Source organism: Mycobacterium sp. (assembly GCF_049608025.1).
GTDB lineage: Bacteria > Actinomycetota > Actinomycetes > Mycobacteriales > Mycobacteriaceae > Mycobacterium.
Genome location: NZ_JBMYXC010000013.1, coordinates 53,511 through 77,181, shown reverse-complemented (window position 1 = coordinate 77,181; position 23,671 = coordinate 53,511). Strand labels below are relative to the sequence as shown.

The window sequence follows — 23,671 nt, the reverse complement described above, 5'->3', positions numbered from 1 at the left end:
CGCAAAAACCGCAGCACGGACCCTATGCTGGCGACCGGCATCAACTATGGAGGCGTCGTGACGAAACGTCTATCGCCGACGAGCACCAGGTGACCCACCGGCCAGCTGCTGTGCCGGCTCCGGCGCTTGCTGCCAAGCAAGCAGCCGACACCATCGCCGAGCTGCTCCACACGCCGCGCGCCCGGGGCTGGATTCACGTCTATGCGGCCGCCACCGCGGTTGTGGCCGGCGCGGCACTGGTGCCCATCGCGTGGGTCACCGTGTCCCCCAAGGCCGGCTGGGCCACCCTGATCTATGCCCTGGGCATCGTGGCCATGTTCGGAATCAGCGCCGCCTATCACCGGGTGCATTGGCGCTCCACGGCCGCCCGGAAGTGGATGAAGCGGCTCGACCATTCGGTGATCTTCGTATTCATCGCGGCCACCTACACTCCGTTCGCGCTGTTGGCGATGCCGGCGCCCATTGGTGCCCAAGTTCTCACATTGGTGTGGATCGGCGCGGCCGCCGGCGTCATACTGAAGATGGCGTGGCCGTCGGCCCCCCGTTGGGTCGGGTTGCCCCTCTATCTGATGCTCGGCTATTCAGCGATCTGGTTCGCCGGAACCCTGGTGGCCGGTGCGGGTCTGGCCGTGGTCGCGCTGCTGGTCCTCGGTGGTGCGCTGTACAACATCGGCGCCGTTTTCTACGGCTTTCGCTGGCCGAATCCGTGGCCGCAGACCTTCGGCCATCACGAGCTCTTTCACGCGTTCACCGTGGCTGCGGCGCTGTGCCATTACGCCGCGGCCTGGGGCCTGATCATTTAAATCCCCTGGATCATCTGAAACCTCTAGACCGAATCCTCGCCCTCGAACCCGTCGAATGGCGCACCGTCGAGACGCCTCACCCGGTCGGCGATCGGCCGCCGGGGGGTTGCCGGCACCCGATCGGCGTCGGCGGGAGCCCATCCGACCCGCACCAGCATCTGCGGGTAGTACCGATCATCGAAGATCTCCGACCGCAGCATCCTCCGGGTTTCCAGGACCTCCAACACTTCCGACACCAGACAGGTCGCCAGTCCTCGCGAAGTCGCGGTGAGCAGCGCCGAACTGGTCGCCTCACCGGCACGCAATCTGCTCAGGCGGTCGTCGGCAGAGGTTCCCAGCGCCAACAGGACACCGTTGTCATACGCGGGCGGCGCGTCGGTCGGCTGATTCAGTGCGCTGGCGGCAAAGACGCGCGAGGGCACCGCCGACACCGGGTCGGACTCCGGAATATTCCGCGCCGGCACCCCGCTGTCCGCGGCATGTCGGCCGCTCCAGTCTGTCAGCTCCTGCGCATAATCCGAGTCGAGCGCATGCTGCCACACCGCCTGGGTCAGAATCGCCTTGAAATCGGTAGTCGTTTCTACCCGGCGCAGTGACACGCCCATCCGCGCGACGCGGGCACCCATCCACGCGATGTCGCCCAGGAGCACCGGTTGCGAACTGAAGGTGCGTCGATCGGTGCGTCGTTGGGCGATGGCGGCCGCCAACGCGATATCGGTCTCGCCCGCCGCGTGGCGACGCACCGTGATCGAGGCGAGGTGATCGGGCTCAGCGGGATTCGGCAACCGATGAATGATCGGCTGCCAGCCCATCGCGGCCAGGGCGACAGCGCAATGACCGAGGGCCGCCCCACAGCTGAGGATGAAATCGCGCCGATCGGGATCGGTGTGTTTCAGATGCTGCGCGGGGTCTGCATACAGATGCAGGCTGTGCGGTCCCACCCGCCAAAGCCATGGCTGTGAATTGTGTACCGATGGTGCACGGGTCGCCAACATCAACGCCGCACGAACGGTGTTGTCATCGGGGAACTCTGCAGCCATGTATCTACCTTCGGCTCGTTCTCGTTGACCGTTCTCGTTGACCGTTCTCGTTGACCGTTCTCGTTGACCGTTCTCGTTGACAAGGAACGCCTTCGAGTTTGCCCCCGGCCACCGAGCATCCACCAGGGACCGAAGTCCCGTACGGCGGGGACCAACGCCTCACGAAACGCGGGCGGCGTGTGGTTAGCATGATTGTCGACGCCCTGCGACATCAACGGGACAACGCAGGAGGATTGGGGTACGCCATGAGCAAGGACGCCACCGACCGTCCGGTGACGATTCTGCCCGAAAGTGAGTGCTGGCAACTGCTCTCGGGTGCTCCGCTGGGCCGGCTGGTGACCAGCGCCGATGGTATGCCCGAGATCTTTCCCGTCAACTTCGCCGTCCAACGCCGCACTGTGCTGTTCCGCACCGCGGAGGGAACCAAGCTCGTCAGCAGCGCCATCAACACGCAAGTGCTCTTCGAGGCCGACGACTACGGCGAATCCGAAGGATGGAGCGTGATCGTCAAGGGTATGGCCCGCAGCCTGCACACCGAAGAAGAGATCGCCGATGCTGAGAGCGCCCAACTCCTTCCGTGGACCGGAACGGTCAAGGAGCACTACGTCCGAATACGACCGACACGGATCAGCGGTCGCCGGTTCCGTTTCAGTCGCGAACCCGACCGCGAGGCAACTACCGATTGAGTCGGCTCGATCGACTCTGCGGTCAGTCCTCGGTGACACCATCCCGCCGCCGAAACGCGGCCACGGCGGTGGGCAGCGTCGGGTAGATGCGATCGGTCCCGATGGCATCGAGCATCCCGGCCGTCTGCAACGCGTGTCGTAGATCCTGCTTGACCCGGGCCATCGCAAAGGTGACGCCCCGCCTGCCCAGATCGATACGCAGGCTCTGCAGCGCATCCAGCGCGGTGAGATCGACCTCGGAGTTGGCTTCGGCGTTGAGCACGAACCATTGCACTGGTTGCGGGTAGTCGTCCACGGCCGCCAATGCTCGCCTGCGGAAGTCCTCGGCGTTGGCGAAGCACAAGGGGGCGTCGTAGCGGTAAATCACCAGGCCTGGCACCAATTCCGCGCGCGGATAGTCGTCGATGTCGTGCATGCCCGGCAACCCGGGGACGAAACCGAGAACGCTGTCGTGCGCCCGAGCCAGCCGGCGCAACAAGTCCAGGATGGACAGCCCCACAGCGACCAGCACACCGTTGAGCACCCCAAGGCTCACCACTGCAACGGTGGTCGCGACCGCAAGAATCAGTTCGCTGCGGCGAAAACGCGCCAACCGGCGAAATTCCGACACATCGATCAGCTGCAACGCCGCGACGAGGACCAGCGCCCCGAGGGCGGCCAGCGGCACCGCCGACAACAAACCGCCCCCGAACGTCAGCACCAGCAGAACCACACCGAGGGTGACCAACGAATTGAGCTGCGTGCGGCTGCCCAGGGAGTAGCTGATGGCGGTGCGGCTCCCACTGGAACTGACCGGGAAACCGTGAGTCAGCCCAGCACCCAGATTGCACATCCCCAGCGCCCGCATCTCGGCGTTGGCGTCGATCTCCAGACCGCTGCGCGCAGCGAAAACCCGCGCGGTCACCACGTTGTCGGAGAACGCCACAATCGCGATGCCCATGGCGGGCAGCAGCAACATCCCCAGATCGGCGAGGCGCAGAGCCGGAAGAGCGACACCCGGGAGGCCCGGGGGAACGGATCCGACCACCGCGATCCCTCGCGTCTGCAATGACCCCACCATCACCACGACCGCAGCAAGGACAACCGCGATCAGCGGTCCAGGCAGGCGGGGTGCCCGCCAGGCAAATACGAGTTGCACTGCAACCACCAAAGACGCCAAGCTCAGGGTAAGCCAATGTACGTCGTCCAGGTTCTTGAGAAAAGAGCTTGTCTGCCAGATGAATTCGTGACCCGTTACCTCAGTCCCGGTGATCTTTGAAAGCTGGCCGGCGATCATCACCAGCGCAATGCCAGCCATATAGCCGACAAGTATCGGCCGCGACAGCAGGTCGGCGAGGAAACCCAGTCGCAGCAATCCGCCTGCCAGGCAGGTGGCACCGACGAGCAGTGCGAGCGCGGCCGCCGCCGCGGCGTAACGCGCGACATCACCGTCGGCGATCACCCCGAGGGTGGCAGCGGTCATGGCCGTGGTGCTGGCCTCGGGCCCCACCGACAGCTGCCGGGACGATCCGAGCACTGCGTAGGCCGCAAGCGGGACGAGCGCAGCCCACAGACCTGTGACCGGCGGCAGCCCGGCGAGGGTGGCGTAGGCCATCGTCTGGGGAATCAGGTATGCGGCCACCGTCACGCCCGCTGTCAGATCCGCTCGCAGCCAGCGCCTCTCGTACCCCTGAAACTGAGTCAGACCCGGGAACCCTCGGCTTCTCACTGCAACCCGACACCCCTCAATCAGCCACGCCCGAGTCCAGCGTGGACTTGCCCGACGCAAGGATGACAGGGACAGAAGTCACACCTTGAGGGGCAGTTGGTAGGGACTACCGGCCCTAGCCCGCCAGCCGGTCCAGGTGCAGAGTCTGGTCATGACAAAGTACTTGGCGCGGGCCGCGGGAGCGAGCGCCTTTCTTTATGCGGCGCGACGGTACTACCGCAATTGGGGCACCACCAAAGAAGAGTGCGCCATGAAACTTCCAGGTGACGAACTGGTGCGCCGCCCCACAATCCAATCCACCGAAGGCATCTGGATTGACGCCCCGCCGGCAGCAGTGTGGCCGTGGATCGCACAGCTCGGCCAGGACCGCGCCGGTCTGTACGGCTTCGCCAACGTGGCGAAGCTGGTCGGTCTGGACGGCGGTGGGGACACCGACAACTCCGACCGGATTCATCCCGAGTGGCAGCGCCTCGCGCCCGGCGATACCGTCCGACTCGCGCCGACGGGCTGGATGGGACTGCGCCATGGGGTGACGCTGGAGGTCGAGGAGGTCGTCGAAGGAAGCACCCTCGTGCTCCGCGGATCACGACCGGGATTTCCCTGGGAAACCGTGTGGTCCTTGCATCTCCTTCCTCGCTGGCAGGACCGCTGCCGATTCCTGGTCCGCACCCGCACCCGGCTCAGACACCCCGGGGAGGTGCTCGGTGTCGAGCTTGCTGGTCCGGTCATCGCACTGGTGACCCGCGGGCTACTGCTGGGAATCAAGCGCCGGGTCGCCGACGTCGCGTTGCGGGATCCGGCCAACGCGGTTCTCGGAGGACCATTGACCGACCTATCGGGGCCCCCGGAATCCTCGGCCGGCCGCGGCTCGGGCGGGCAATAAGCTCATCGTCGGCGGGGCCGGACGGGTTCCGGCCAGGCCCACACCACCCGGTCAGGCATCGGTTGGGGCCAGCGCCAACACCTCGTCGAAACCGGCTGCGAGGCAGTCAAAGAACACGTCGCAGTCCGGTATCGCGGCAGTGTCCACGTCGATGCCCAGCGTGCACGAATCGACATAGGTCAACAGCGTGACGTTGACGGCTGAGCCGATGGTCGGGCCGAATGCGTACTGCGTCAGGACCTTGGCGCCACCGAGGAATACCGGCACCGGAATCCCCGGCACGTCACTGCACAGGAAGTCGACGTTGCGCAGGATCGAGCCGATGTACCAGCGCGGCATCATGTTCAGGGCACCGGCGATCCACTGGGTATAGGGCAACGACTTTTCGTGACGTACTTTGCCGGTGATGTCGTGGATCTGGCGAATCCGCTCCTGCGGATCGGCAATGCCGGCCGGCACGTCGAACCGCATGATGGTGATTCGGTTCCCGCCCAATTCGTCGCCTTCTTCGCGCAGGCTCATCGGCATCGTCAGGTGGAGGTCCCCGACGGTGACGCCGTGCTCTTCGTGGTAGCGGCGCAACCCTCCGGCCACCCCCGCCACAAAGGCGTCGTTCAGCGCTCCGCCGCCATGGTGGGCGGCGGCCTTGAGCTGAGCAAACGGGACCTCGAGCACGCCGAGTCGGCGGATCAAGCTGCGCTTGTTCATCAGCGGTGAACCGGGCCGGTTCACCGGGCGCATGGTGCGGTAGACCGATGCTGCCAGCTCGACAGCCGAGGACGCGGTGTCGACCGGTCGTAGGATGCTCTGGGACAACAGCTTTGGAGCCATCTTCAAGCTCCCCATCAGCGCGTTGCTCAGCAAGCGGGCGTCGTACTGCGCTGTCTCACGGACACCGCGAAGCCAGGGCGGCGGGGGTACTTCCGGAAGCGCCGCCACCGGCCCGTGCTGGTCATGGACCTCGGAGAGGTCGAAGAGGATCATCGCGATCTGGATGCCACCAACGCCGTCGGTCAGAGCATGATGAAACTTGAGCAGCAGTGCTGCTCCCTGGTTTTCCAGACCGTCGATCAGGGTGGCCTCCCAGAGTGGGCGGGCCCGGTCGAAGTCCTCCATGGCGGCGACCCGCGCCATCTCCAGCACGGTATCGGTGGTGCCGGATGCGGGCGCGGTCACTCTGCGAATGTGGAAGTTGAGGTCGAAGTCCGGGGCGTCTTCCCACCGCGGCGGCGCGGGAGGTGGAGAAGGCACTACCCGCTGCCGCAGCATCGGAACCGCACGCGAGATGACATTGAAGCGATCACGCACCTCGCCCCAGTCCGGCGACCGGTCCAGCAGGATCACCGTCACCACCGTCGAACGCAGCGCGGGATCGCTTTCCATGGCCCAGGTGAACGCATCGCTGTTGCGCATGAACTCCGTCATCGGGTCTCAGCATTCACCCGGGTGGATCCATCGCCGGAGGTAGCACCCCGGGAAGCACCGAGATCCACCAGACACCGCACTCCATCTTCGATCCCGCGGGCGAGCGCATCGACATCGGGCGCGCTGTCGTAGTCCGCGGTGATACCGAAGGAGAACCGGCCGGCATAGCTGAGCATCGCGATACCGGTGCGCAGATGAAGCGCGATCGGGGGTACCGGCAGGACCTCCAACACCTTTCGGCCCAGTATTCGTTGCTCGCTGCGGGGACCGGGCACATTCGTGGCCAGCGCCGTCACCGACCTCTGCGGCAATCGGGTCAGGAAACGGATAGTCCATGCCGAGAGAGCGAAGGGAATATTGCCGGCCGCGGCGAACATTGCGCTTGCGCCCTCCCGTTGACCACTGCCCTTGGCCCGCCTCAGTCGGCGGTGCACAATCTCCAGCTGCTTGACCGGGTCGGGTTCGTCGACCGGCAGCAACGGCAGCATCGCCGACACCCGATTGTCGGTGACGTCGAAACTGTCCGCCGAACGCATCGACACCGGAATGAGCGTACGCAATGCGTGCGGCCCGGGCGATTCGCCGCGCTTGAGCAACATCGTCCGATAGCTGCTGGTGATGGCGGCCAGCGCCACGTCGTTGAGCGTGACCCCGAAGTCCCCGCTGACCTTCTTCATGGCAGAGAGGTCGACCATCGCGGCACTGTAGCGACGCATCCGGGTCACGGGTCCGTTCAGCGAGGACTCCTCGCCGGCGCTGAACACCCTGGCCGTCAGCTCGGCGGCCCCCACCACGGCGTGTTCCGCAGCACTGGTGGCCGCACGCGTCGCACGCCAGACATCGTTGATCCAGTTGACCGGGTTGAGCCTGGGCGTCAACAGGCCGACGATCGACGGTGGCGATTCCTTCGCAGCACGAATGTCACCGGCAAATGTCGCACCGGCGCCGTCGTCGCTGAGCTTCGCCAGCATTTGAGCCGTGGCGATGCCATCGGCGACGCAGTGGTGGACCTTCATCAGCGTCGCCCAACGATCACCCTCGAGCCCTTCGATGATCCAGCATTCCCACAGCGGCCGGTCGCGGTCGAGTCGCCGCTCCATGATGCTGGCAATGATCGCGTAAAGCTCGGCGTCGTCTCCTGGGTGCGGCACCGCCGCGTGATGCAGATGGTGCGCGATGTCGAAGTGTCGATCGTCCACCCATTCCGGTGCGCCCAGGTCGAGCGGCCGGGTGTGCAGCACCTGCGTGCAGCGTGGAATGCTTTGTGCGCGTTCAGTGAACGCCGCGACGAGATCCTCGTAGTCCGGCGGCGGCCCCTCGATGATCGAAACGGCACCCACCGCAAGGCTCACGTGCGGATCGGAATCTTCGGCCTGCAAGAAGCTCGCATCGAGCATGCTGAGTTGCTCCATGCAACGACTCTGCACCATGGGCCGGTAGTCGCGGCAGGGTCGCAAGTCCTCAACCCACGGGGACAACGTCGTGCGGGTCCCATTCCAGTGACCTTCGACCCTGGCTCGCTACCTGCCGTCATGGGAGTTTGAAGTGGTGCGCGGCACCGGCGCTGCGCCACGAAAGGACACGATATGGCTACGTCTGAGTATGTTCGCTTCTTCGAGGAAGTCGGCATAGACGACGTGCCGCTGGTCGGCGGCAAGAACGCCTCGCTGGGCGAGATGTACCAGAAGCTGACCGACCAGGGGGTCCGCATCCCCAACGGGTTCGCCACCACAGCCGAGGCCTACCGCCACATGTTGGACCGGGCGGGCGCCTGGGATCGGCTGCATGCCGAACTCGACGACCTCGACCCCGACGACGTTACCGCGCTGGCGCGCAAGGCCAAACATGCCCGAGAGATCGTCTACGGCGCCGGGCTCCCCGACGACCTGGCCACCCAGATCCTGGACGGCTACCGCAGGCTCCAGGACGAGTACGGCGAGGACGTCAGTCTCGCGGTACGAAGCTCGGCCACCGCCGAAGACCTGCCGACGGCGAGCTTCGCCGGTCAGCAGGACACCTATCTCAACGTCAAGGGGGCCGAGAGTCTTCTCGATGCCTGCCGTCGTTGCTTCGCCAGCCTGTTCACCGATCGCGCCATCCATTACCGAATTGACCAGGGCTTCGACCACTTCAAGGTGGCGCTGTCGATCGGCGTGATGAAGATGGTGCGCTCCGACCTCGCCGCGTCGGGCGTGATGTTCTCCCTCGACACCGAGTCGGGCTTTCCCGACGTCGTGTTCATCACCGGCGCCTACGGCCTCGGTGAGAACGTCGTTCAGGGCGCCGTCGACCCCGACGAGTTCTACGTCCACAAGCCGACCTACCTGGCCGGCCATCGCGCCGTGCTGCGCCGTCTCATCGGCGACAAGGCGGTGAAGATGATCTTCGTCGAAGGTGGGACGAAGGACCCGGTACGCAACATCCCCACGCCGAAGGCCGACCGCGCCCGATTCTGCATCACCGACGAGGACGTGGTGGAACTGGCCGGCTACGCGTGCACCATCGAGGCGCACTACCAGCGGCCGATGGACATGGAATGGGCCAAAGACGGTATGGACGGGAAGCTGTACATCGTCCAGGCCCGCCCGGAGACGGTGGCCTCCCAGCGCGGCGGCACCGTGCTGGAGAGTTACGTGCTCGAGGGACGAGGCGAGGTACTCACCGAGGGCCGATCTGTCGGCCAGAAGATCGCCACCGGCGCGGCGAGACGCATCGAAAACCTCGCGCATCTGTCGGATTTCCAGCCTGGTGAGGTGCTCATCTCCGACATCACCACACCCGACTGGGAGCCGGTGATGAAGGCCGCGGCGGCGATCGTCACCAACCGCGGTGGCCGAACCTGCCACGCGGCGATCATCTCCCGTGAACTCGGCATCCCCGCGGTGGTGGGAACAGGCGACGCCACGATGGAAGTGCCCAATGGCCAGGTGGTGACGGTGTCGTGCGCCGAAGGCGACACCGGGCGTGTTTACCAGGGCGAAGTGCCCTTCCGCGTCGATCGGACCGAGGTGGGCGACATGGATCGGCCCCGAACCGAGATCATGGTCAACCTCGGCAACCCCGATCTCGCCTTCAAGACATCGTTTCTTCCCAACGACGGTGTGGGCCTGGCTCGGATGGAGTTCATCATCAACGAGTACATCAAGGTCCACCCGCTCGCCCTGCTACACCCCGACAAGGTCGAGGACCCTGAGGCTCGAAGGATGATCGACAAGCTGACGTATGCCTACTCGGATGGCGGCGCCTTCTTCGTGGAACGCCTGTCCGAGGGAGTCGGCACGATCGCGGCGGCCTTCTGGCCGAAGCCCGTGGTGGTACGGATGTCGGACTTCAAGACGAACGAATACGCCAGCCTGGTCGGCGGAACAGCTTTCGAGCCAGAAGAGAGCAACCCGATGATCGGCTTCCGAGGTGCATCGCGCTACGCACATCCCGACTATGCCGAGGGATTCGCGTTGGAGTGCCAGGCGATGAGGCGCGTGCGCGATGAGATGGGCCTGACGAACGTCGTGCTGATGATCCCGTTCGTGCGCCGCGTGGCCGAGGCGGACCTGGTCCTCGAGGAGATGGCCAAACATGGTCTGCGCCGCGGCGAGAACGACCTCAAGGTGTACGCGATGTGCGAGATCCCGAACAACGTGGTCCTCATCGATGAGTTCGCGAAGCGTTTCGACGGCTTCTCCATCGGCTCCAACGATCTCACCCAGCTCACCCTCGGGGTCGATCGGGACAGTGAGGTCGTCGCCTTCGACTACGACGAACGCGACGAGGGCGTCAAGGAGATGATCCGGCTGGCCGTTGAGGGCTGCCGCCGCAACGGCATTCACTCGGGGCTGTGCGGTCAAGCCCCGTCTGACTATCCGGACATGGCCGAGTTCCTGGTCGAACTCGGCATCGACTCGATGAGCCTGAATCCCGACACCGTGGTGAAGACCACCCGCCAGGTGTTGGAGCTGGAACAACACTCCCCATCGGTCCGATGAGGCTCCCGGTCACCATTGACCCGCGCTACCACGACGCGGTGCTGCTCGACCTCGACGGTGCGCTGACCAGCGAGGTGCCGCTCTTCGGGGCGACGGTCGACCTGGCCCGAAAGTTGCGCAGCATCGGGGTCGCCGCGGCCGCCTACTCGTCGAGCCCGCAGTGCCGGCAGGCCCTGCAAGACGCCGGGATCGATGACCTGTTCGGCGTCTGTATCGACGGAACCGCCGGCGGCCGTGGAACTGCCGAAAATCCCGATCCCGCAGTGCTTCTGGACGCTGCCGGCCAACTCGGGGTACGACCGCAGCGGTGTGTCGTCGTCGAGAACTCCGCCGCCGGTGTGGCCGCAGGCCGCGACGGCGGATTCGCCCTCGTCGTCGGTATCGACGGGACCGGCAGCGCCGACGAGTTGGTCCGCCACGGTGCCGACGTCGTCCTCGACGATCTGGCCGACGTTGCTGTCCGAACGGGGGACACGCGAATTTCGAAGCTCCCGAACGCGCTGGAGTCCTACGGTCAGCTCATCGGCATCACCAGCGCTCGCGAGTCGATGCTGTTCCTGGACTACGACGGAACGCTGTCCCCCATCGTCTCGGACCCCGGGGCGGCCAGGCTCGCCGACGGCGCGGCCGAGGCCCTGGAACTCGTCTCCACCGTGTGCCCGGTGGCCATCCTCAGCGGCCGCGACCTCGCTGACATCAGCGACCGGGTCGCCATCGAAGGCCTGTGGTACGCGGGCAGCCACGGCTTCGAGTTGACCGAGCCGGACGGCACCTATCACTGCAACGAGGAGGCAGCGGTATTCGTCCCCATTCTCGAGCAGGCCGCCGCCGATCTGCGCCAGAGCCTGGCCCAGGTTCCGGGACTGCGCGTCGAGCACAAGCGCTTCGCCGTCGCGGTGCACTATCGCGAGGTCGCACCCGAACGCGTCGCTGAAATCGTTTCTGCGGCACACCAGCTGGGGGCACGGGCGGGTCTACGCGTCACCAGCGGCCGAAAGCTCGTCGAGCTGCGGCCCGACCTCGACTGGGACAAGGGCACCACACTGGCCTGGATCCGTGACCGCATCGACCCGTCGGGTTCCCTGCTCCCGATCTACATCGGCGATGACCTCACCGACGAAGATGCCTTTGACGCAGTGCAATTCGACGGTATCGGGATCGTGGTCAGAAGCGACGAGGACGGCAACCGCAGGACGGCTGCCCACTTCACCCTGCAAAGCCCCGATCAGGTGCGCGAGTTCATCCAGCGCGGTTCCCAGTGGCTGGCTTACAAGCAGCAGGCCTCAGGCGAGGCGTGGGACTACGTCTTCGACGGCTACGAACCGCAGAACGAGAAGCTCCGGGAGGCGTTGTGCACGGTGGGAAACGGGTACTTCGCCACCCGTGGGGCCGCCCCCGAGTCGAAGGCCTCGCAGGTGCACTATCCGGGCACCTACGCAGCCGGGGTATTCAATCGGCTGGTCGACAACGTGTCGGGCACCGAGATCGACAACGAGAGTTTGGTGAATCTGCCCAACTGGCTTGCGTTGACCTTCCGTATCGACGACGGCGACTGGTTCGACATCGACGAAGTCACCGTGCTTTCCTACCGGCAGACCCTCGATCTTCGCGGCGCGGTGCTGACTCGCAAGGTTCGCTTCCGCGATGACGCCGGCCGGACGAGCTCGCTGACGCAACGCCGGTTCGTGGCGATGCACCTCCCCCACGTCGGTGCGCTCGAGACGACGGTGCTGGCCGAGGACTGGTCCGGGACGATCGAGTTTCGTTCGACCCTGGACGGAAATGTGACGAACTCGCTGGTCGAGCGCTACCGGGATCTGGCCAACGAGCACCTCGGATCAATAGACACGCGGAGGATCGCCGATGATGCGGTCCTGCTGACCGCGCAGACCAACCAGTCGCGCATCCCCATCGCCATGGCCGCGCGAAACACCGTGTGGCGTGACGGCGTGCCTGTCCCGGCGACCTTTCAACTATTCGAGCGGGATGCCGAGGTCGGCCACGACATCGCGGTGCGGCAGTCGATCGGCGAGGAGGTGACGGTCGAGAAGGTCGTCACCGTGTACACCGGACGTGACGTGGCGATCTCCGAACCCGGTGTCGACGCTCAGCGCCTGGTCACTCGGCTGCCCCGTTTCGCCGAGCTGCTCGCCGGACATGTGACCGACTGGACGCATCTGTGGGAGCGATTGTCCATCGAATTCGACGACTTCACCGACGAGGTAAGGATCCTGCGCCTGCATCTGCTGCACCTGCTGCAGACGGTGTCGCCGAATACCGCCGACCTCGACGCCGGGGTGCCGGCCCGCGGGTTGCACGGTGAGGCCTATCGCGGCCACATCTTCTGGGACGAATTGTTCATCTTCCCGGTGCTCAACCTGAGGTTGCCGATGGTCACCCGGTCCCTGCTGGGCTACCGTTACCGGCGCCTGCCCGAGGCCCGGCAGGCCGCCCTCGCAGCCGGCCATTCGGGCGCGATGTTCCCCTGGCAATCCGGCAGCGACGGACGTGAGGAAAGCCAACGGCTGCACCTCAATCCGCGCAGCGGCCGGTGGAACCCCGACGCCAGCGCACGCGCACACCACATCGGTATCGCCGTTGCCTACAGCGCCTGGAAGTTCTACCAGGTCACCGGCGACCTCGCCTACCTGATCGACTACGGCGCCGAGTTGATCGCCGAGGTGGCACGCTTCTTCGTCAGCCTGTCCAGCTACGACGAAGAGCGGGCACGCTTCGTCATCAACGGCGTCATCGGGCCCGACGAATTTCACTCCGGCTACCCCGACGCCCCCTACGACGGCATCGACAACAATGCGTACACCAACGTGATGGCGGTCTGGGTGATCATGCGCGCCATCGAAGCGCTCAACCTGCTACCGCTGCCCAACCGCCTCGACCTGCTGGAGTCACTCGGGTTGCCCAACAAGGAACTCGCGCACTGGGAAGAGGTCAGCAGGCGGATGTACGTCCCGTTCCACGATGGCGTCATCAGCCAGTTCGAGGGCTACGGCGATCTGGCGGAACTGGATTGGGACCGCCTTCGCCGGCAGTACGGCAACATCCAGCGGCTGGACCGCATCCTGGAGGCCGAGAACGACGACGTGAACCGATACAAAGCCTCCAAGCAGGCCGACGCGCTCATGTTGCTCTACCTGCTGTCGGCAGATGAGCTGCGCGAGATACTCGACCGGCTCGGTTACCGCCTCCTGCGCGAGCAGGTGCCCGAGATGGTGGACTACTACCTGGCCCGCACCTCGCACGGGTCCACGCTCAGCGGCGTCGTGCACACCTGGGTACTGGCCAGGGCCAACCGCGAGCGGGCCCTGGAGTTCTTCCGGCATGCACTGAAATCCGATGTCTCCGATATTCAGGGCGGCACCACGTCCGAAGGGGTTCACCTGGCGGCCATGGCGGGCACCGTCGACCTCATGCAACGGTGCTTCACCGGGCTGGAGACCCGTTCCGATCGCCTCATCCTCTCTCCGCACTGGCCGGAATCGCTTGGCGTGCTGGCGATACCGATTCACTACCGTGGGCTGCACCTGCACCTGCGGGTCAGCGGGAAGGGCGTGATCATCAGCGTGGATCCACGTGATGCCGCCGGTATCGAGGTGGAGTGCCGCGGTCAGGTCGTTCAACTGATGCCGGGAACCACCGTCCGTTTCCCGGGTTGACGATGACCGGATCCGATGACGTCGCACCACTCGCCGATCTTGCCCATGGGCGCTCTCGAGCCGGCCCGGTGCGCGCGCGCCGACCGGTGTACGTGGATCTGCTGCCGCCCTGCAATGCCGGTTGCCCGGCCGGAGAGAACATCCAGGCCTGGCTGGCACATGCTACTGCCGGGCGGCACGAAGCCGCATGGCGTCAGCTCGTCGCGGACAACCCCTTCGCCGCCATCCACGGTCGGGTCTGCTATCACCCGTGTGAAACTGCCTGCAACCGAGCCCATCTCGATTCCGCCGTGGCGATCCATTCGGTGGAGCGCTTCCTCGGCGACCTGGCCCGGGAGCGTGGCTGGGTGTTCGAAGCAGCGCCGCACCCCACGGGCAAGCGCGTCTTGGTCATCGGGGCAGGCCCCAGTGGCCTGTCCGCCGCCTACCATCTCAGGCGCCTCGGCCACGACGTCGAGGTCCGGGATGCGGAGGCGGCCCCCGGCGGGATGATGCGGTACGGCATTCCGAGCTATCGCCTGCCCCGCGACGTGTTGGATGCCGAACTGCACCGGATCGCGGCGATGGGCGTGCGGTTGACCTGCGATCATCGAGTCGAGGATCTGGCGGCCGAGCGCGACGAGGGCGACTTCGACGCGGTGTTCGTCGCGGTCGGCGCACATCTGGCGAAACGCGTCGATATCCCGGCGCGCGACGCCGGCACGATGGTCGATGCGGTGTCGTTCCTGCACGACGTCGCCTCCGGCGAGGAACCGGCCGTCGGCCGTCACGTCACGGTTTACGGGGGCGGCAACACCGCGATGGACGCCGCGCGGGTAGCCCGCCGCCTGGGCGCCGAGGACGCGGTCATCGTCTACCGCCGCACCCGCGATCAGATGCCCGCCCACACCGAGGAAGCCGAGGACGCCGAGCGAGAGGGAGTCCAAATCCACTGGCTGCGCACCATCACCGCCTTCGACGGTCCCGAAATCCAGGTCGAGGTCATGGAACTCGACGAGTCCGGGCACCCTCGGCCGACCGGCCGGATGGAGACCCTGGCTACCGACACGCTGATCATGGCGGTCGGGCAGGAAACGGAGTCGGCATTCATGCAAACCCTGCCGGGAGTGGAGTTCGAAGCCGACGGCAGCGTGCGGGTCTCGTCAACACTGATGACCGGCTGTCCGGGTGTGTTCGCCGGCGGCGACATGGTGCCCAGCGAACGCACCGTGACCGTCGGCGTGGGCCACGGGAAGAAGGCCGCTCATCACATCGACGCCTGGCTGCGCGGGTCGTCGGCGGAGCGGCCGGCCAAACATCCGACCGCGACGTTCGAGTCTTTGCACCTCTGGTACTTCGGTGACGCCGCGCAACGTCGGCAGCCTGAACTGGGAAGCACGACGCGGGTGCAGGGCTTCCAGGAGGTCGTCGGCGGTCTGTCGGCAGACGCGGCGACTTTCGAGGCCCAGCGGTGCCTGTCGTGTGGGAACTGCTTCGAGTGCGATGGCTGTCTGGGTGCCTGCCCCGAGGAGGCGGTGATCAAACTCGGCGAAGGGCAACGCTATCGGTTCGATTACGACAAGTGCACGGGTTGCGCAATCTGCGCCGATCAGTGTCCGGTGCACGCCATCGACATGTTCGGGGAGCCGACATGACGGGCGCCACGGTGGACGGCAACGAGGCCGCCGTCTCGGTCGCCTACCGGCTCAACGAGGTGTGCTGCATCTATCCGATCACTCCGTCGTCGCCCATGGCCGAACTGGCCGACCAATGGTCCAGTGCGGAGCGGACGAATGTGTGGGGCACCGTGCCCACAGTGGTCGAAATGCAAAGCGAGGGCGGCGCGGCGGGCGCTCTGCACGGATCCCTCCAGAGCGGCGCGCTGACCACGACCTTCACCTCATCGCAGGGTCTGCTGCTGATGATCCCGAACATGTACAAGATCGCCGGTGAACTGACCTCGGCTGTCATCAACGTTGCCGCTAGATCCATTGCAGCGCAGGGTCTGTCGATCTTCGGAGACCATTCGGACGTGATGGCGGTACGGCAGACGGGGTTCGCGCTGCTGGCGTCCGCCTCGGTACAGGAGGCACACGATCTGGCGCTCGTCGCTCAGGCGGCGACGCTCGCGACCCGGGTACCGTTCGTGCACTTCTTCGACGGTTTCCGAACCTCCCACGAAATCAACACCATCGAGACACTGTCCGACGACGACCTCAGATCACTGGTCCCCGAGGAACTGATCCGGGCACATCGCGGCCGGGCGCTGTCCCCGGAACGCCCGTTCATCCGCGGCACCGCGCAGAATCCGGACGTCTACTTCCAGGCACGAGAGACGGTCAACCCGTTCTACGCGCGGGTCCCGGGCGTAGTCGAGGACCTGATGGCTCGCCTCGGCGAACGTACCGGGCGGGCCATGCATATCGTCGACTACACCGGCCACCCGGAGGCGGAACGCGTTGTGGTGGTGATGGGCTCGGGAGCCGAGACCGCGCAGCAGACCGCCGCCGTGCTCGCCGACGGCGGCGAGCGGGTCGGCGTGGTTCAGGTCCGGTTGTACCGGCCATTCCCCCTCGCGGCATTCCTGGAGGCGCTCCCGGCGACCGTACGCACCGTCGGCGTGCTGGACCGAACCAAGGAGCCCGGTTCCCTCGGCGAGCCGCTGTATCTGGACGTGGTCGCAGCGCTCGTCGGCGCATGCGCCGACGGCGGACGAGCAGTCATGCCGCGGGTGACCGGCGGGCGCTACGGCCTGTCCTCGAAAGAGTTCACCCCCGCGATGGTGGCCGGGGTATTCGCCGAACTCGCGCGCGACCGACCGCGGCAGCGGTTCACCGTCGGAATAGACGACGACGTCTCCCAGACCAGTGTCGACTTCGACCCGTCGTTCAACATCGAGTCACCCGACACGGTCCGGGCGGTGTTCTTCGGACTGGGTTCAGACGGCACGGTCAGCGCGAACAAGCACACGATCAAGATCCTCGGGTCCGAGGAAGGTCTGCACGCCCAGGCCTACTTCGTCTACGACTCGAAGAAGTCGGGTTCACAGACCGAGTCCCACCTGCGCTTCGGACCACAGCCGATCCGGGCGCCCTACCTGGTAAGCGGGGCTAATTTCGTTGGCTGCCACCAATTCCGGTTCCTCGACAAGGTCGACGTGCTCGGCCGGGCGGCCCCCGGCGCCACGCTGCTGCTGAATTGCCGGCTGCCCGCTGCCAAGGTATGGGATGCGCTTCCGCGGGTCGTTCAGGAACAGATCCTGGAGAAGCGGATCACCCTCTACATTGTCGATGCCGACCGGATCGCGCGCACGGCCGGATTGCCCGGCCGCATCAACATTGTTCTGCAGACGTGTTTCTTCCTGATTTCCGGCGTGCTGCCGCGCGAGCAGGCGATCACCCGAGTCAAAGAATCGGTAGAGGTGATGTACGGCAACCGCGGCGCTGAGGTACTCGCCAAGGAACTGGCTGCCGTCGACGGCGCCGTGGCAGGGTTGCAGCGGGTTACGTTGCCGACGTGCATTTCCGGTGCCACTTCTCGCCGCGTGTCGGCACCGCCGGTTCCGGATTCGGCGCCGGATTTCGTCCGCCACGTGACCGCGGAGATGATGGCCGGCCGCGGCGATGCGCTGCCGGTCAGCGCACTTCCGGTGGACGGTACCTATCCCAGTGGTACGACGGCCTACGAGAAGCGCAACATCTCCGACCTGGTGGCGGTGTGGGATCCCGACACCTGCATCCAGTGCGGAAACTGCGGTTTCGTCTGCCCACACAGCGTGATTCGCTCGAAGTTCTACGACCAGTCGCAGCTCGAGGATGCGCCGGAGAGTTTCGACTCCGCCCCGCTGGCGGCCGTCGGCCTGCCCAACTCCAAGTTCTCGCTGCAGGTGTACATCGAGGACTGCACGGGGTGCGGCCTGTGCGTCGAGGCCTGCCCCGTCGTCATCCCCGGCTCGGGCGTCACCAAGGCGATCAACCTGGCTCCCGCCGAACCCAGGATCGTCGCCGAGCGAACCAACATCGGATTCTTCGAGTCGCTGCCGGCCACTGACCGGTCCAGGGTGGACTTCGGCACCGTGCGGGGCACCCAGTTCCTGGAGCCGCTCTTCGAGTTCTCCGGCGCCTGCGCGGGCTGTGGCGAGACGCCCTACCTCAAACTGCTGTCGCAGCTGTTCGGGGACCGGCTGCTGGTGGCCAACGCCACCGGTTGCTCATCGATCTACGGCGGTAACCTGCCCACCACACCGTGGACCACCGACGCCGAAGGGCGCGGCCCAGCATGGTCGAACTCCCTGTTCGAGGACAATGCCGAGTTCGGGCTGGGCCTGCGATTGGCCAGCGACGTGCATGTTCAACTCGCCCGCCGGCGGCTGACCGAGTTGCGCGACAAGCTCGGCGGCGAGTTCGTCGACGCGATTCTGGGGGCGCCGCAGCTGCGGGAATCGGAGCTGGCGGCACAGCGCCAACGGGTGGCTGAGTTGAGAGACCGTCTGAGTGGACTTGATCCAGTGGCCACCGCGGACCTGCTCAGCGTGGTGGACCAGCTGGTCCGGCGCAGCGTGTGGATAGTGGGCGGCGATGGCTGGGCCTACGACATCGGGTCCGGCGGGCTGGATCATGTGTTGGCCAGCGGCCGCAACGTGAACGTGCTGGTGCTCGACACCGAGGTCTACTCGAACACCGGGGGTCAGATGTCCAAGTCGACCCCGCTGGCCGCAGTCGCGAAGTTCGCCGCCGCCGGGAAGACGGTCCCGAAAAAAGATCTTGCGCTGCAAGCGATCGCCTACGGAAACGTCTACGTCGCGAAAGTCGCGATGGGTTCCGACCCCCAGCAGACCCTGCAGGCCTTCCGGGAGGCGGAGGCCTATGACGGTCCGTCCCTGGTGATCGCCTACAGCCAGTGCATCGCCCATGGCATCGACATGCGCCTCGGGATGGATCAGCAGTACCGGGCCGTCGCCAGCGGGCACTGGCCGCTGCTGCGGTACGACCCGGTGCTGCGCGGCGCCGGGAAGAACCCGTTCCTGCTCGATTCCCATCGTCCGCGAATCCCGTTGGCCGACTATGTCTACCGCGAGCTTCGCTACCGAACACTGGCCAATTCTGATCCGGCCGAGGCCGAAAGGCTACTCGCGATGGCAGAGCAGGCGATCGATCAGCGCTGGAAGGTGTACGAGGAGATGGCCTCTCGAGGACCCGAACACTTCCACCCCGACGCCCGCAGGGAGCACTGATGGACCTGTCCACCCGCTATCTCGGCCTGCAACTGGCCAATCCGCTGGTCGCGTCAGCGTCCCCGATGTCGCAGACCGTCGACGGCGTCCGACAGCTCGCCGACGCCGGGATCGGCGCTGTGGTGCTCTATTCACTGTTCGAGGAGCAGCTTCGGCGCGAGGCCGAGCAGGATGCGCAACGGGCAGAGGCAGGGTCGGAGAGCTTCGCCGAGTCGCTGACGTACTTCCCTGCGGCCGCACGCACCGACCACGGCCCGCGCCGGTACCTGAGCCTGCTGGAACGCGCGGTCGAGGCCGTCTCGATTCCGGTGATCGGCAGCATCAACGCAAGTACGCCCGGCAGTTGGGCCCGATACGCCCGGTCGATGCAGGATTGCGGCGCGGCCGCAGTCGAATTGAACATCTACTCGCTGCCTGGCGATTCCCACATTTCCGGTCGCGACCTCGAAGAACGTCACATCGAGATTCTGGCGCAGGTCAAGGATGCGGTCAGCGTGCCGGTAGCGGTGAAACTCAGCCCCTATTTCAGCGCGACCGCTGAGATGGCGCGACGCCTGGACCTGACCGGGGCCGACGCGCTGGTGCTGTTCAACCGATTCCTACAGCCCGACATCGACCCCGAGACACTGGCTGTAGCGCGCGGAACGTCGCTGTCGCGCGCTGCGGAGGCCCGGCTGCCTTTGACCTGGATTACCCTGCTGCACGGGCGGATCAACGCTTCGCTCGCCGCGACCACCGGTGTCGAGGGCTCGACGGAAGTGGTCAAGTATCTGCTGGCCGGTGCGGATGTGGTGATGACGGCGTCTGCACTGCTGCGCCATGGCCCGGCGTATACCGCGGTGTTGCTGACCGGATTGCGGGACTGGATGGACCGCAAGGGCTACTCCGCCATCAACGAGTTTCGTGGCCTGCTCGCGGTCCCGATCGGCACCGATGAGGCCGCACACGAACGCGCGGACTACGTCAGCACGATGCGGCGGGCCAACAGCGCCGTCTACGGCCCCTGGTAAATCACTCGTCAGAACGTCAAACCGAACGGATACTTCGGTTCCGAAGCCGCGATTTCGATAAGACGGTTGTACTTTGCGACGCGCTCTCCCCGTGCCGGCGCACCGGACTTGATCTGGCCGCATCCCGAACCGACGGCAAGATCAGCGATGAACGTGTCGTCGGTCTCCCCCGAACGATGCGAGATCATCGCCGCATATCCTGATTCACGGCAAACGCTCAGCGCCTCTTGAGTTTCCGATACCGTCCCGACTTGATTGACCTTGATCAGCGCGGCATTGCCGATGCCGGCGTTGACCGCCGCGGCGATCAAGTCCGGGTTGGTGACGAAATTGTCATCACCGACCAGTTGCACGCGTTCACCGAGCGCGTCGGTGAGTTTCCGCCAGCCTGCGGTGTCGGCTTCGCCGAGGCCGTCCTCGATGCTCCAGACAGGGAACCTGTCGATGATCTGCGCGTACCGCTCGATCAGGTCCTCACTGGACAACGATTCGCCGCCCACCGAGTACCGGCCGCTGCGGTGGAACTCGCTGGCGGCCGGATCGAGGGCGATCGCGATGCCGTCCTTTCCGGGGGTATAGCCGGCATCACTGATCGCCTGCACCAGTAGTGCCAAAACTTCCTCCGGTAAGGCGATCTCGGGCGCGAACCCACCCTCATCCCCCAGCCCTGTCTCGAAGCCGCCGTCGGCCAAGAGCACCCGCAGCTTCTGATACACCTCAGCTCCGGCCCGCACCGCTTCAGGTAGCGACGGCGCCCCGATCGGCGCGATCATGAACTCCTGAAAGTCGAGCTCATTGGCCGCGTGCACCCCCCCGTTGACGACGTTGAAGTGGGGTACCGGCAGGCGCGGAGGCACTCCGTCCGGAGTCAGCCACCGCCAGAGCGGCTTTCCCGACTCGAGCGCAAACGCCCGGGCAGCAACTATCGACGCACCCACAATCGCGTTTGCGCCCAACCGCGACTTGTCGGCGGTACCGTCCAACGCCCGCAGGGTGTCATCCACCTGGCCGAGGGACGCGAAGGTACGACCGGTCAAGGCGTCCGCAATCGGTCCATTGACGTGCCCGACCGACTGCTGGACGCCCTGGCCCGAGTATCGGCGCGCGTCGTGGTCGCGCAACTCCACCGCCTCCCGGCTACCCGTCGAGGCCCCCGAGGGCACCCCCGATCGCACGGTCCGCCCGTCCGGCAGGGTCGCCTGCACCCGCAGGGTGGGCCGACCACGCGAGTCGAGAATCTCAATCGCCGACATCGACGAAATGGTCATGGTCATCTGCACTCCTTTGATTCATGTCCGACCGGACACAGCCGATGCTCCCCAGAAAGAAGATCGGCCGTCGCGTCGTTCAAATTGCGTTGCGCCCCTGGCGTCAAACCCATTTCGAGTTCGAACTCGAATCCCCTGATCGCTAGGACGTGCACCTCCGGCACCCGATCGAAGCACTGCTGACAGGTCGCCATGATGGCGGGTATCGAGATGGCGTGTGAGGTGAACGTGAAGTCCATCTTCGGCACCGCGCGCGCCCAGGTGAACGACGTGACCGTCTCGTCTTTGGTGGCATCGATGAACAACACGCGTTCCTTTGTGCTGATCAGTTCGGCGTCCTCGAGCAGCAGCTGATAGTTACGCTGCAGCTGGGCGTTCGGGCAGCGGCCCTGCGCCTCCAGCCAATCGATGAAGGCCCAGCCCAAGCCGTCGTCTTGACGACCCACGTTGCCGATCCCATAGATCAGGCAGGAGTCATCGTCGAACTCCGCGAGCCTCACCGGTGGCATGTCAACGCACGCGTTCGTTGAGCACATTTCCCGCCGAATCAAGCACCGTCACGATCAGCGGCATCTGCCCAAAGGCGTGGGTCGCGCAGCTCAGGCATGGATCAAAGGCGCGAATCCCCACCTCGATGGCGTTCATCATCGCCTCGGTGATCTCACCGTGACCCACCAGATAGTCTTCGGCCACCGAACGCACTGTGCGGTTGAGGATTTGATTGTTCTGGGTCGTGGCCACAATCAGATTAGCGAAGGTGATGTCGCCTTCGGCGCCGGCGCGGTAGTGGTGAAGCAGCGTGCCGCGCGGGGCTTCGACGACACCGACACCTTCACCCACCCACGCTCCCGGCGCAGCAGTGACGACAAGATCCTGCTTCTGCAAGTCCGGATCTCGCAGCAACTCTTCGATCAGTTCCGCAGCATGGAGAACCTCGATGGCCCGCGCCCAGTTGGTATGCAGCGTCATGTTGTTCGATGCACCGTCGGTGTAGGCGTGGAACTTCTCCAACGCCTCTTGAGCGAGCGGTGTCGACAGCGAATTCGTGACGTTCATCCGCGCGAGCGGGCCCACCCGAACCGAGCCCCTCTCCCGTCCCAGATCTTTGAGAAAGGGGAACTTCATGTAGCTCCACGGTTCGACGGCTTCGGAAAAGTGGTCGAGGTAGTCGTGATAGTCGATCTCGCGGACCACCTTCTTGTCCTCGCCCACGATCCGCAACGCGCCGTGGTAGTAGTCCACGTTGCCGTCGGCGTCGGCCAGCGACATGCTCAGGACGGGAACGTTGGCAAAGCCGTCCACCTGACTTCGGTTCTTGGCGTGGAAGTCGTGGAACAGGCGCAGCCCGTCTTGTGCGTAGTCGATGACCTCGCTGATCGACGGGAGCCCCTCTTCGCCATTGAGCAGCCGATCGCGTTCGGCGACGCTCACGTTCTTGTCGACGCCTCCCGGCACCGAACTGATGCCGTGCATCCTCTTCCCGAAGACCGTCTTGATCACCTCTTGACCCCATTTGCGCAGCATGATCACTCTGCGCATCAATTCGGGGTCCGCCTGGATCAGACCCAGCAGATTGCGCTGCTCGGGTGCGGTATCCATCCCCAACATCATCTCGGGGACAACCAAGTAGAAATACGCCGTCACATGGGACTGCAACATCTGCGCGTAGTGGCCGAGACGGCGGATCTTCTCCGCGGTGACCGTCACCCCGCTTCCTGAGCCGGCACCGACGCCGATGATGTCGTCGAGCGCTTTCGCGCCGCCCAGATGGTGACTGACGAAGCAGATACCGCAGATGCGTTGCATCAACATCGGCGCCTCCCAGAACGGGTGGCCCTGAACGAACTTCTCGTAGCCGCGAAACTCGACGACATGCAGCCTGGCATCGAGGACGTTGCCGTCGTCATCGAGATGCACGGTCACCTTCCCGTGGCCCTCGATGCGGGTCACGGGATCGATGACGAGCTTTCTGCTCACGC

General features: G+C 65.4%; 15 protein-coding genes. 8 read left to right on the top strand and 7 right to left on the bottom strand.

The window, feature by feature from the left end; all coding sequences use genetic code 11:
- The first annotated feature begins 89 nt into the window (after window positions 1-89).
- Window positions 90-803 (top strand): PAQR family membrane homeostasis protein TrhA, encoded by a 714-nt coding sequence (trhA, locus tag ACPGXI_RS07025; RefSeq protein ID WP_526651201.1) that lies wholly within the window; start codon window positions 90-92, stop codon window positions 801-803.
- Between the two features lie 23 nt (window positions 804-826).
- Here trhA and ACPGXI_RS07020 read toward each other — a convergent pair whose 3' ends face one another.
- Window positions 827-1,843 carry an Acg family FMN-binding oxidoreductase gene (locus tag ACPGXI_RS07020; RefSeq protein WP_526651199.1) on the bottom strand — a complete coding sequence of 339 codons (1,017 nt, stop codon included), beginning with the start codon at window positions 1,841-1,843 and terminating at the stop codon, window positions 827-829.
- A 245-nt stretch (window positions 1,844-2,088) separates the two neighbouring features.
- Here ACPGXI_RS07020 and ACPGXI_RS07015 point away from each other — a divergent pair, with 245 nt between their 5' ends.
- Window positions 2,089-2,529, top strand: coding sequence for a pyridoxamine 5'-phosphate oxidase family protein (locus ACPGXI_RS07015; RefSeq protein WP_526651229.1), 441 nt, complete (start codon window positions 2,089-2,091; stop codon window positions 2,527-2,529).
- 22 nt (window positions 2,530-2,551) lie between these two features.
- Here the strand turns inward: ACPGXI_RS07015 and sulP are convergent, their stop codons facing one another.
- Complete coding sequence (sulP, locus tag ACPGXI_RS07010; protein ID WP_526651197.1) at window positions 2,552-4,237, bottom strand: sulfate permease; 1,686 nt, start codon at window positions 4,235-4,237, stop codon at window positions 2,552-2,554.
- A gap of 151 nt (window positions 4,238-4,388) precedes the next feature.
- Between sulP and ACPGXI_RS07005 the strand changes: the two genes are divergently transcribed.
- Window positions 4,389-5,120: an SRPBCC family protein gene (locus ACPGXI_RS07005; RefSeq protein ID WP_526651195.1), complete on the top strand. Its 732-nt coding sequence runs from the start codon at window positions 4,389-4,391 to the stop codon at window positions 5,118-5,120.
- A gap of 51 nt (window positions 5,121-5,171) precedes the next feature.
- Here ACPGXI_RS07005 and ACPGXI_RS07000 read toward each other — a convergent pair whose 3' ends face one another.
- Window positions 5,172-6,545 (bottom strand): wax ester/triacylglycerol synthase domain-containing protein, encoded by a 1,374-nt coding sequence (locus ACPGXI_RS07000; RefSeq protein WP_526651193.1) that lies wholly within the window; start codon window positions 6,543-6,545, stop codon window positions 5,172-5,174.
- Window positions 6,542-7,957 carry a WS/DGAT/MGAT family O-acyltransferase gene (locus ACPGXI_RS06995; RefSeq protein ID WP_526651191.1) on the bottom strand — a complete coding sequence of 472 codons (1,416 nt, stop codon included), beginning with the start codon at window positions 7,955-7,957 and terminating at the stop codon, window positions 6,542-6,544. Before ACPGXI_RS06995 ends, ACPGXI_RS07000 begins: the two co-directional genes overlap by 4 nt.
- 174 nt (window positions 7,958-8,131) lie before the next feature.
- On the opposite strand from ACPGXI_RS06995, the gene ppsA reads away from it, so the two are divergent.
- The 5 genes from ppsA to ACPGXI_RS06970 are packed head-to-tail and all read left to right on the top strand — an operon-like array spanning window position 8,132 to window position 20,424.
- Complete coding sequence (gene ppsA, locus ACPGXI_RS06990; protein ID WP_526651189.1) at window positions 8,132-10,528, top strand: phosphoenolpyruvate synthase; 2,397 nt, start codon at window positions 8,132-8,134, stop codon at window positions 10,526-10,528.
- Entirely contained in the window at window positions 10,525-14,202 is a 3,678-nt protein-coding gene (gene otsB, locus ACPGXI_RS06985; RefSeq protein WP_526651187.1) for a trehalose-phosphatase, read from the top strand. The genes ppsA and otsB overlap by 4 nt, the downstream gene beginning before the upstream one ends.
- A gap of 2 nt (window positions 14,203-14,204) precedes the next feature.
- Window positions 14,205-15,836 carry an NAD(P)-binding protein gene (locus ACPGXI_RS06980; protein WP_526651185.1) on the top strand — a complete coding sequence of 544 codons (1,632 nt, stop codon included), beginning with the start codon at window positions 14,205-14,207 and terminating at the stop codon, window positions 15,834-15,836.
- Complete coding sequence (nifJ, locus tag ACPGXI_RS06975) at window positions 15,833-19,414, top strand: pyruvate:ferredoxin (flavodoxin) oxidoreductase (RefSeq protein WP_526651183.1); 3,582 nt, start codon at window positions 15,833-15,835, stop codon at window positions 19,412-19,414. The genes ACPGXI_RS06980 and nifJ overlap by 4 nt, the downstream gene beginning before the upstream one ends.
- Entirely contained in the window at window positions 19,414-20,424 is a 1,011-nt protein-coding gene (locus ACPGXI_RS06970) for a dihydroorotate dehydrogenase-like protein (protein WP_526651181.1), read from the top strand. Before nifJ ends, ACPGXI_RS06970 begins: the two co-directional genes overlap by 1 nt.
- 8 nt (window positions 20,425-20,432) lie before the next feature.
- Here ACPGXI_RS06970 and eno read toward each other — a convergent pair whose 3' ends face one another.
- The 3 genes from eno to ACPGXI_RS06955 are packed head-to-tail and all read right to left on the bottom strand — an operon-like array spanning window position 20,433 to window position 23,669.
- Window positions 20,433-21,698: a phosphopyruvate hydratase gene (gene eno / locus ACPGXI_RS06965; protein ID WP_526651179.1), complete on the bottom strand. Its 1,266-nt coding sequence runs from the start codon at window positions 21,696-21,698 to the stop codon at window positions 20,433-20,435.
- Window positions 21,695-22,192, bottom strand: a complete 498-nt coding sequence (locus tag ACPGXI_RS06960; RefSeq protein ID WP_526651177.1) for a hydrogenase maturation protease — start codon at window positions 22,190-22,192, stop codon at window positions 21,695-21,697. Before ACPGXI_RS06960 ends, eno begins: the two co-directional genes overlap by 4 nt.
- 10 nt (window positions 22,193-22,202) lie before the next feature.
- Complete coding sequence (locus ACPGXI_RS06955) at window positions 22,203-23,669, bottom strand: Ni/Fe hydrogenase subunit alpha (protein WP_526651175.1); 1,467 nt, start codon at window positions 23,667-23,669, stop codon at window positions 22,203-22,205.
- Window positions 23,670-23,671 lie beyond the last annotated feature (2 nt).

Bases quoted from the DNA above. Each gene is read 5' to 3' on its own strand.
- ACPGXI_RS07000 (WP_526651193.1), bottom strand. From the start codon at position 6,545: ATGACGGAGTTCATGCGCAACAGCGATGCGTTCACCTGGGCCATGGAA.
- ACPGXI_RS07015 (WP_526651229.1), top strand. From the start codon at position 2,089: ATGAGCAAGGACGCCACCGACCGTCCGGTGACGATTCTGCCCGAAAGT.
- ACPGXI_RS07005 (WP_526651195.1), top strand. From the start codon at position 4,389: ATGACAAAGTACTTGGCGCGGGCCGCGGGAGCGAGCGCCTTTCTTTAT.
- ACPGXI_RS07020 (WP_526651199.1), bottom strand. From the start codon at position 1,843: ATGGCTGCAGAGTTCCCCGATGACAACACCGTTCGTGCGGCGTTGATG.
- otsB (WP_526651187.1), top strand. From the start codon at position 10,525: ATGAGGCTCCCGGTCACCATTGACCCGCGCTACCACGACGCGGTGCTG.
- ACPGXI_RS06970 (WP_526651181.1), top strand. From the start codon at position 19,414: ATGGACCTGTCCACCCGCTATCTCGGCCTGCAACTGGCCAATCCGCTG.
- ppsA (WP_526651189.1), top strand. From the start codon at position 8,132: ATGGCTACGTCTGAGTATGTTCGCTTCTTCGAGGAAGTCGGCATAGAC.
- nifJ (WP_526651183.1), top strand. From the start codon at position 15,833: ATGACGGGCGCCACGGTGGACGGCAACGAGGCCGCCGTCTCGGTCGCC.
- ACPGXI_RS06980 (WP_526651185.1), top strand. From the start codon at position 14,205: ATGACCGGATCCGATGACGTCGCACCACTCGCCGATCTTGCCCATGGG.
- eno (WP_526651179.1), bottom strand. From the start codon at position 21,698: ATGACCATGACCATTTCGTCGATGTCGGCGATTGAGATTCTCGACTCG.
- ACPGXI_RS06995 (WP_526651191.1), bottom strand. From the start codon at position 7,957: ATGGAGCAACTCAGCATGCTCGATGCGAGCTTCTTGCAGGCCGAAGAT.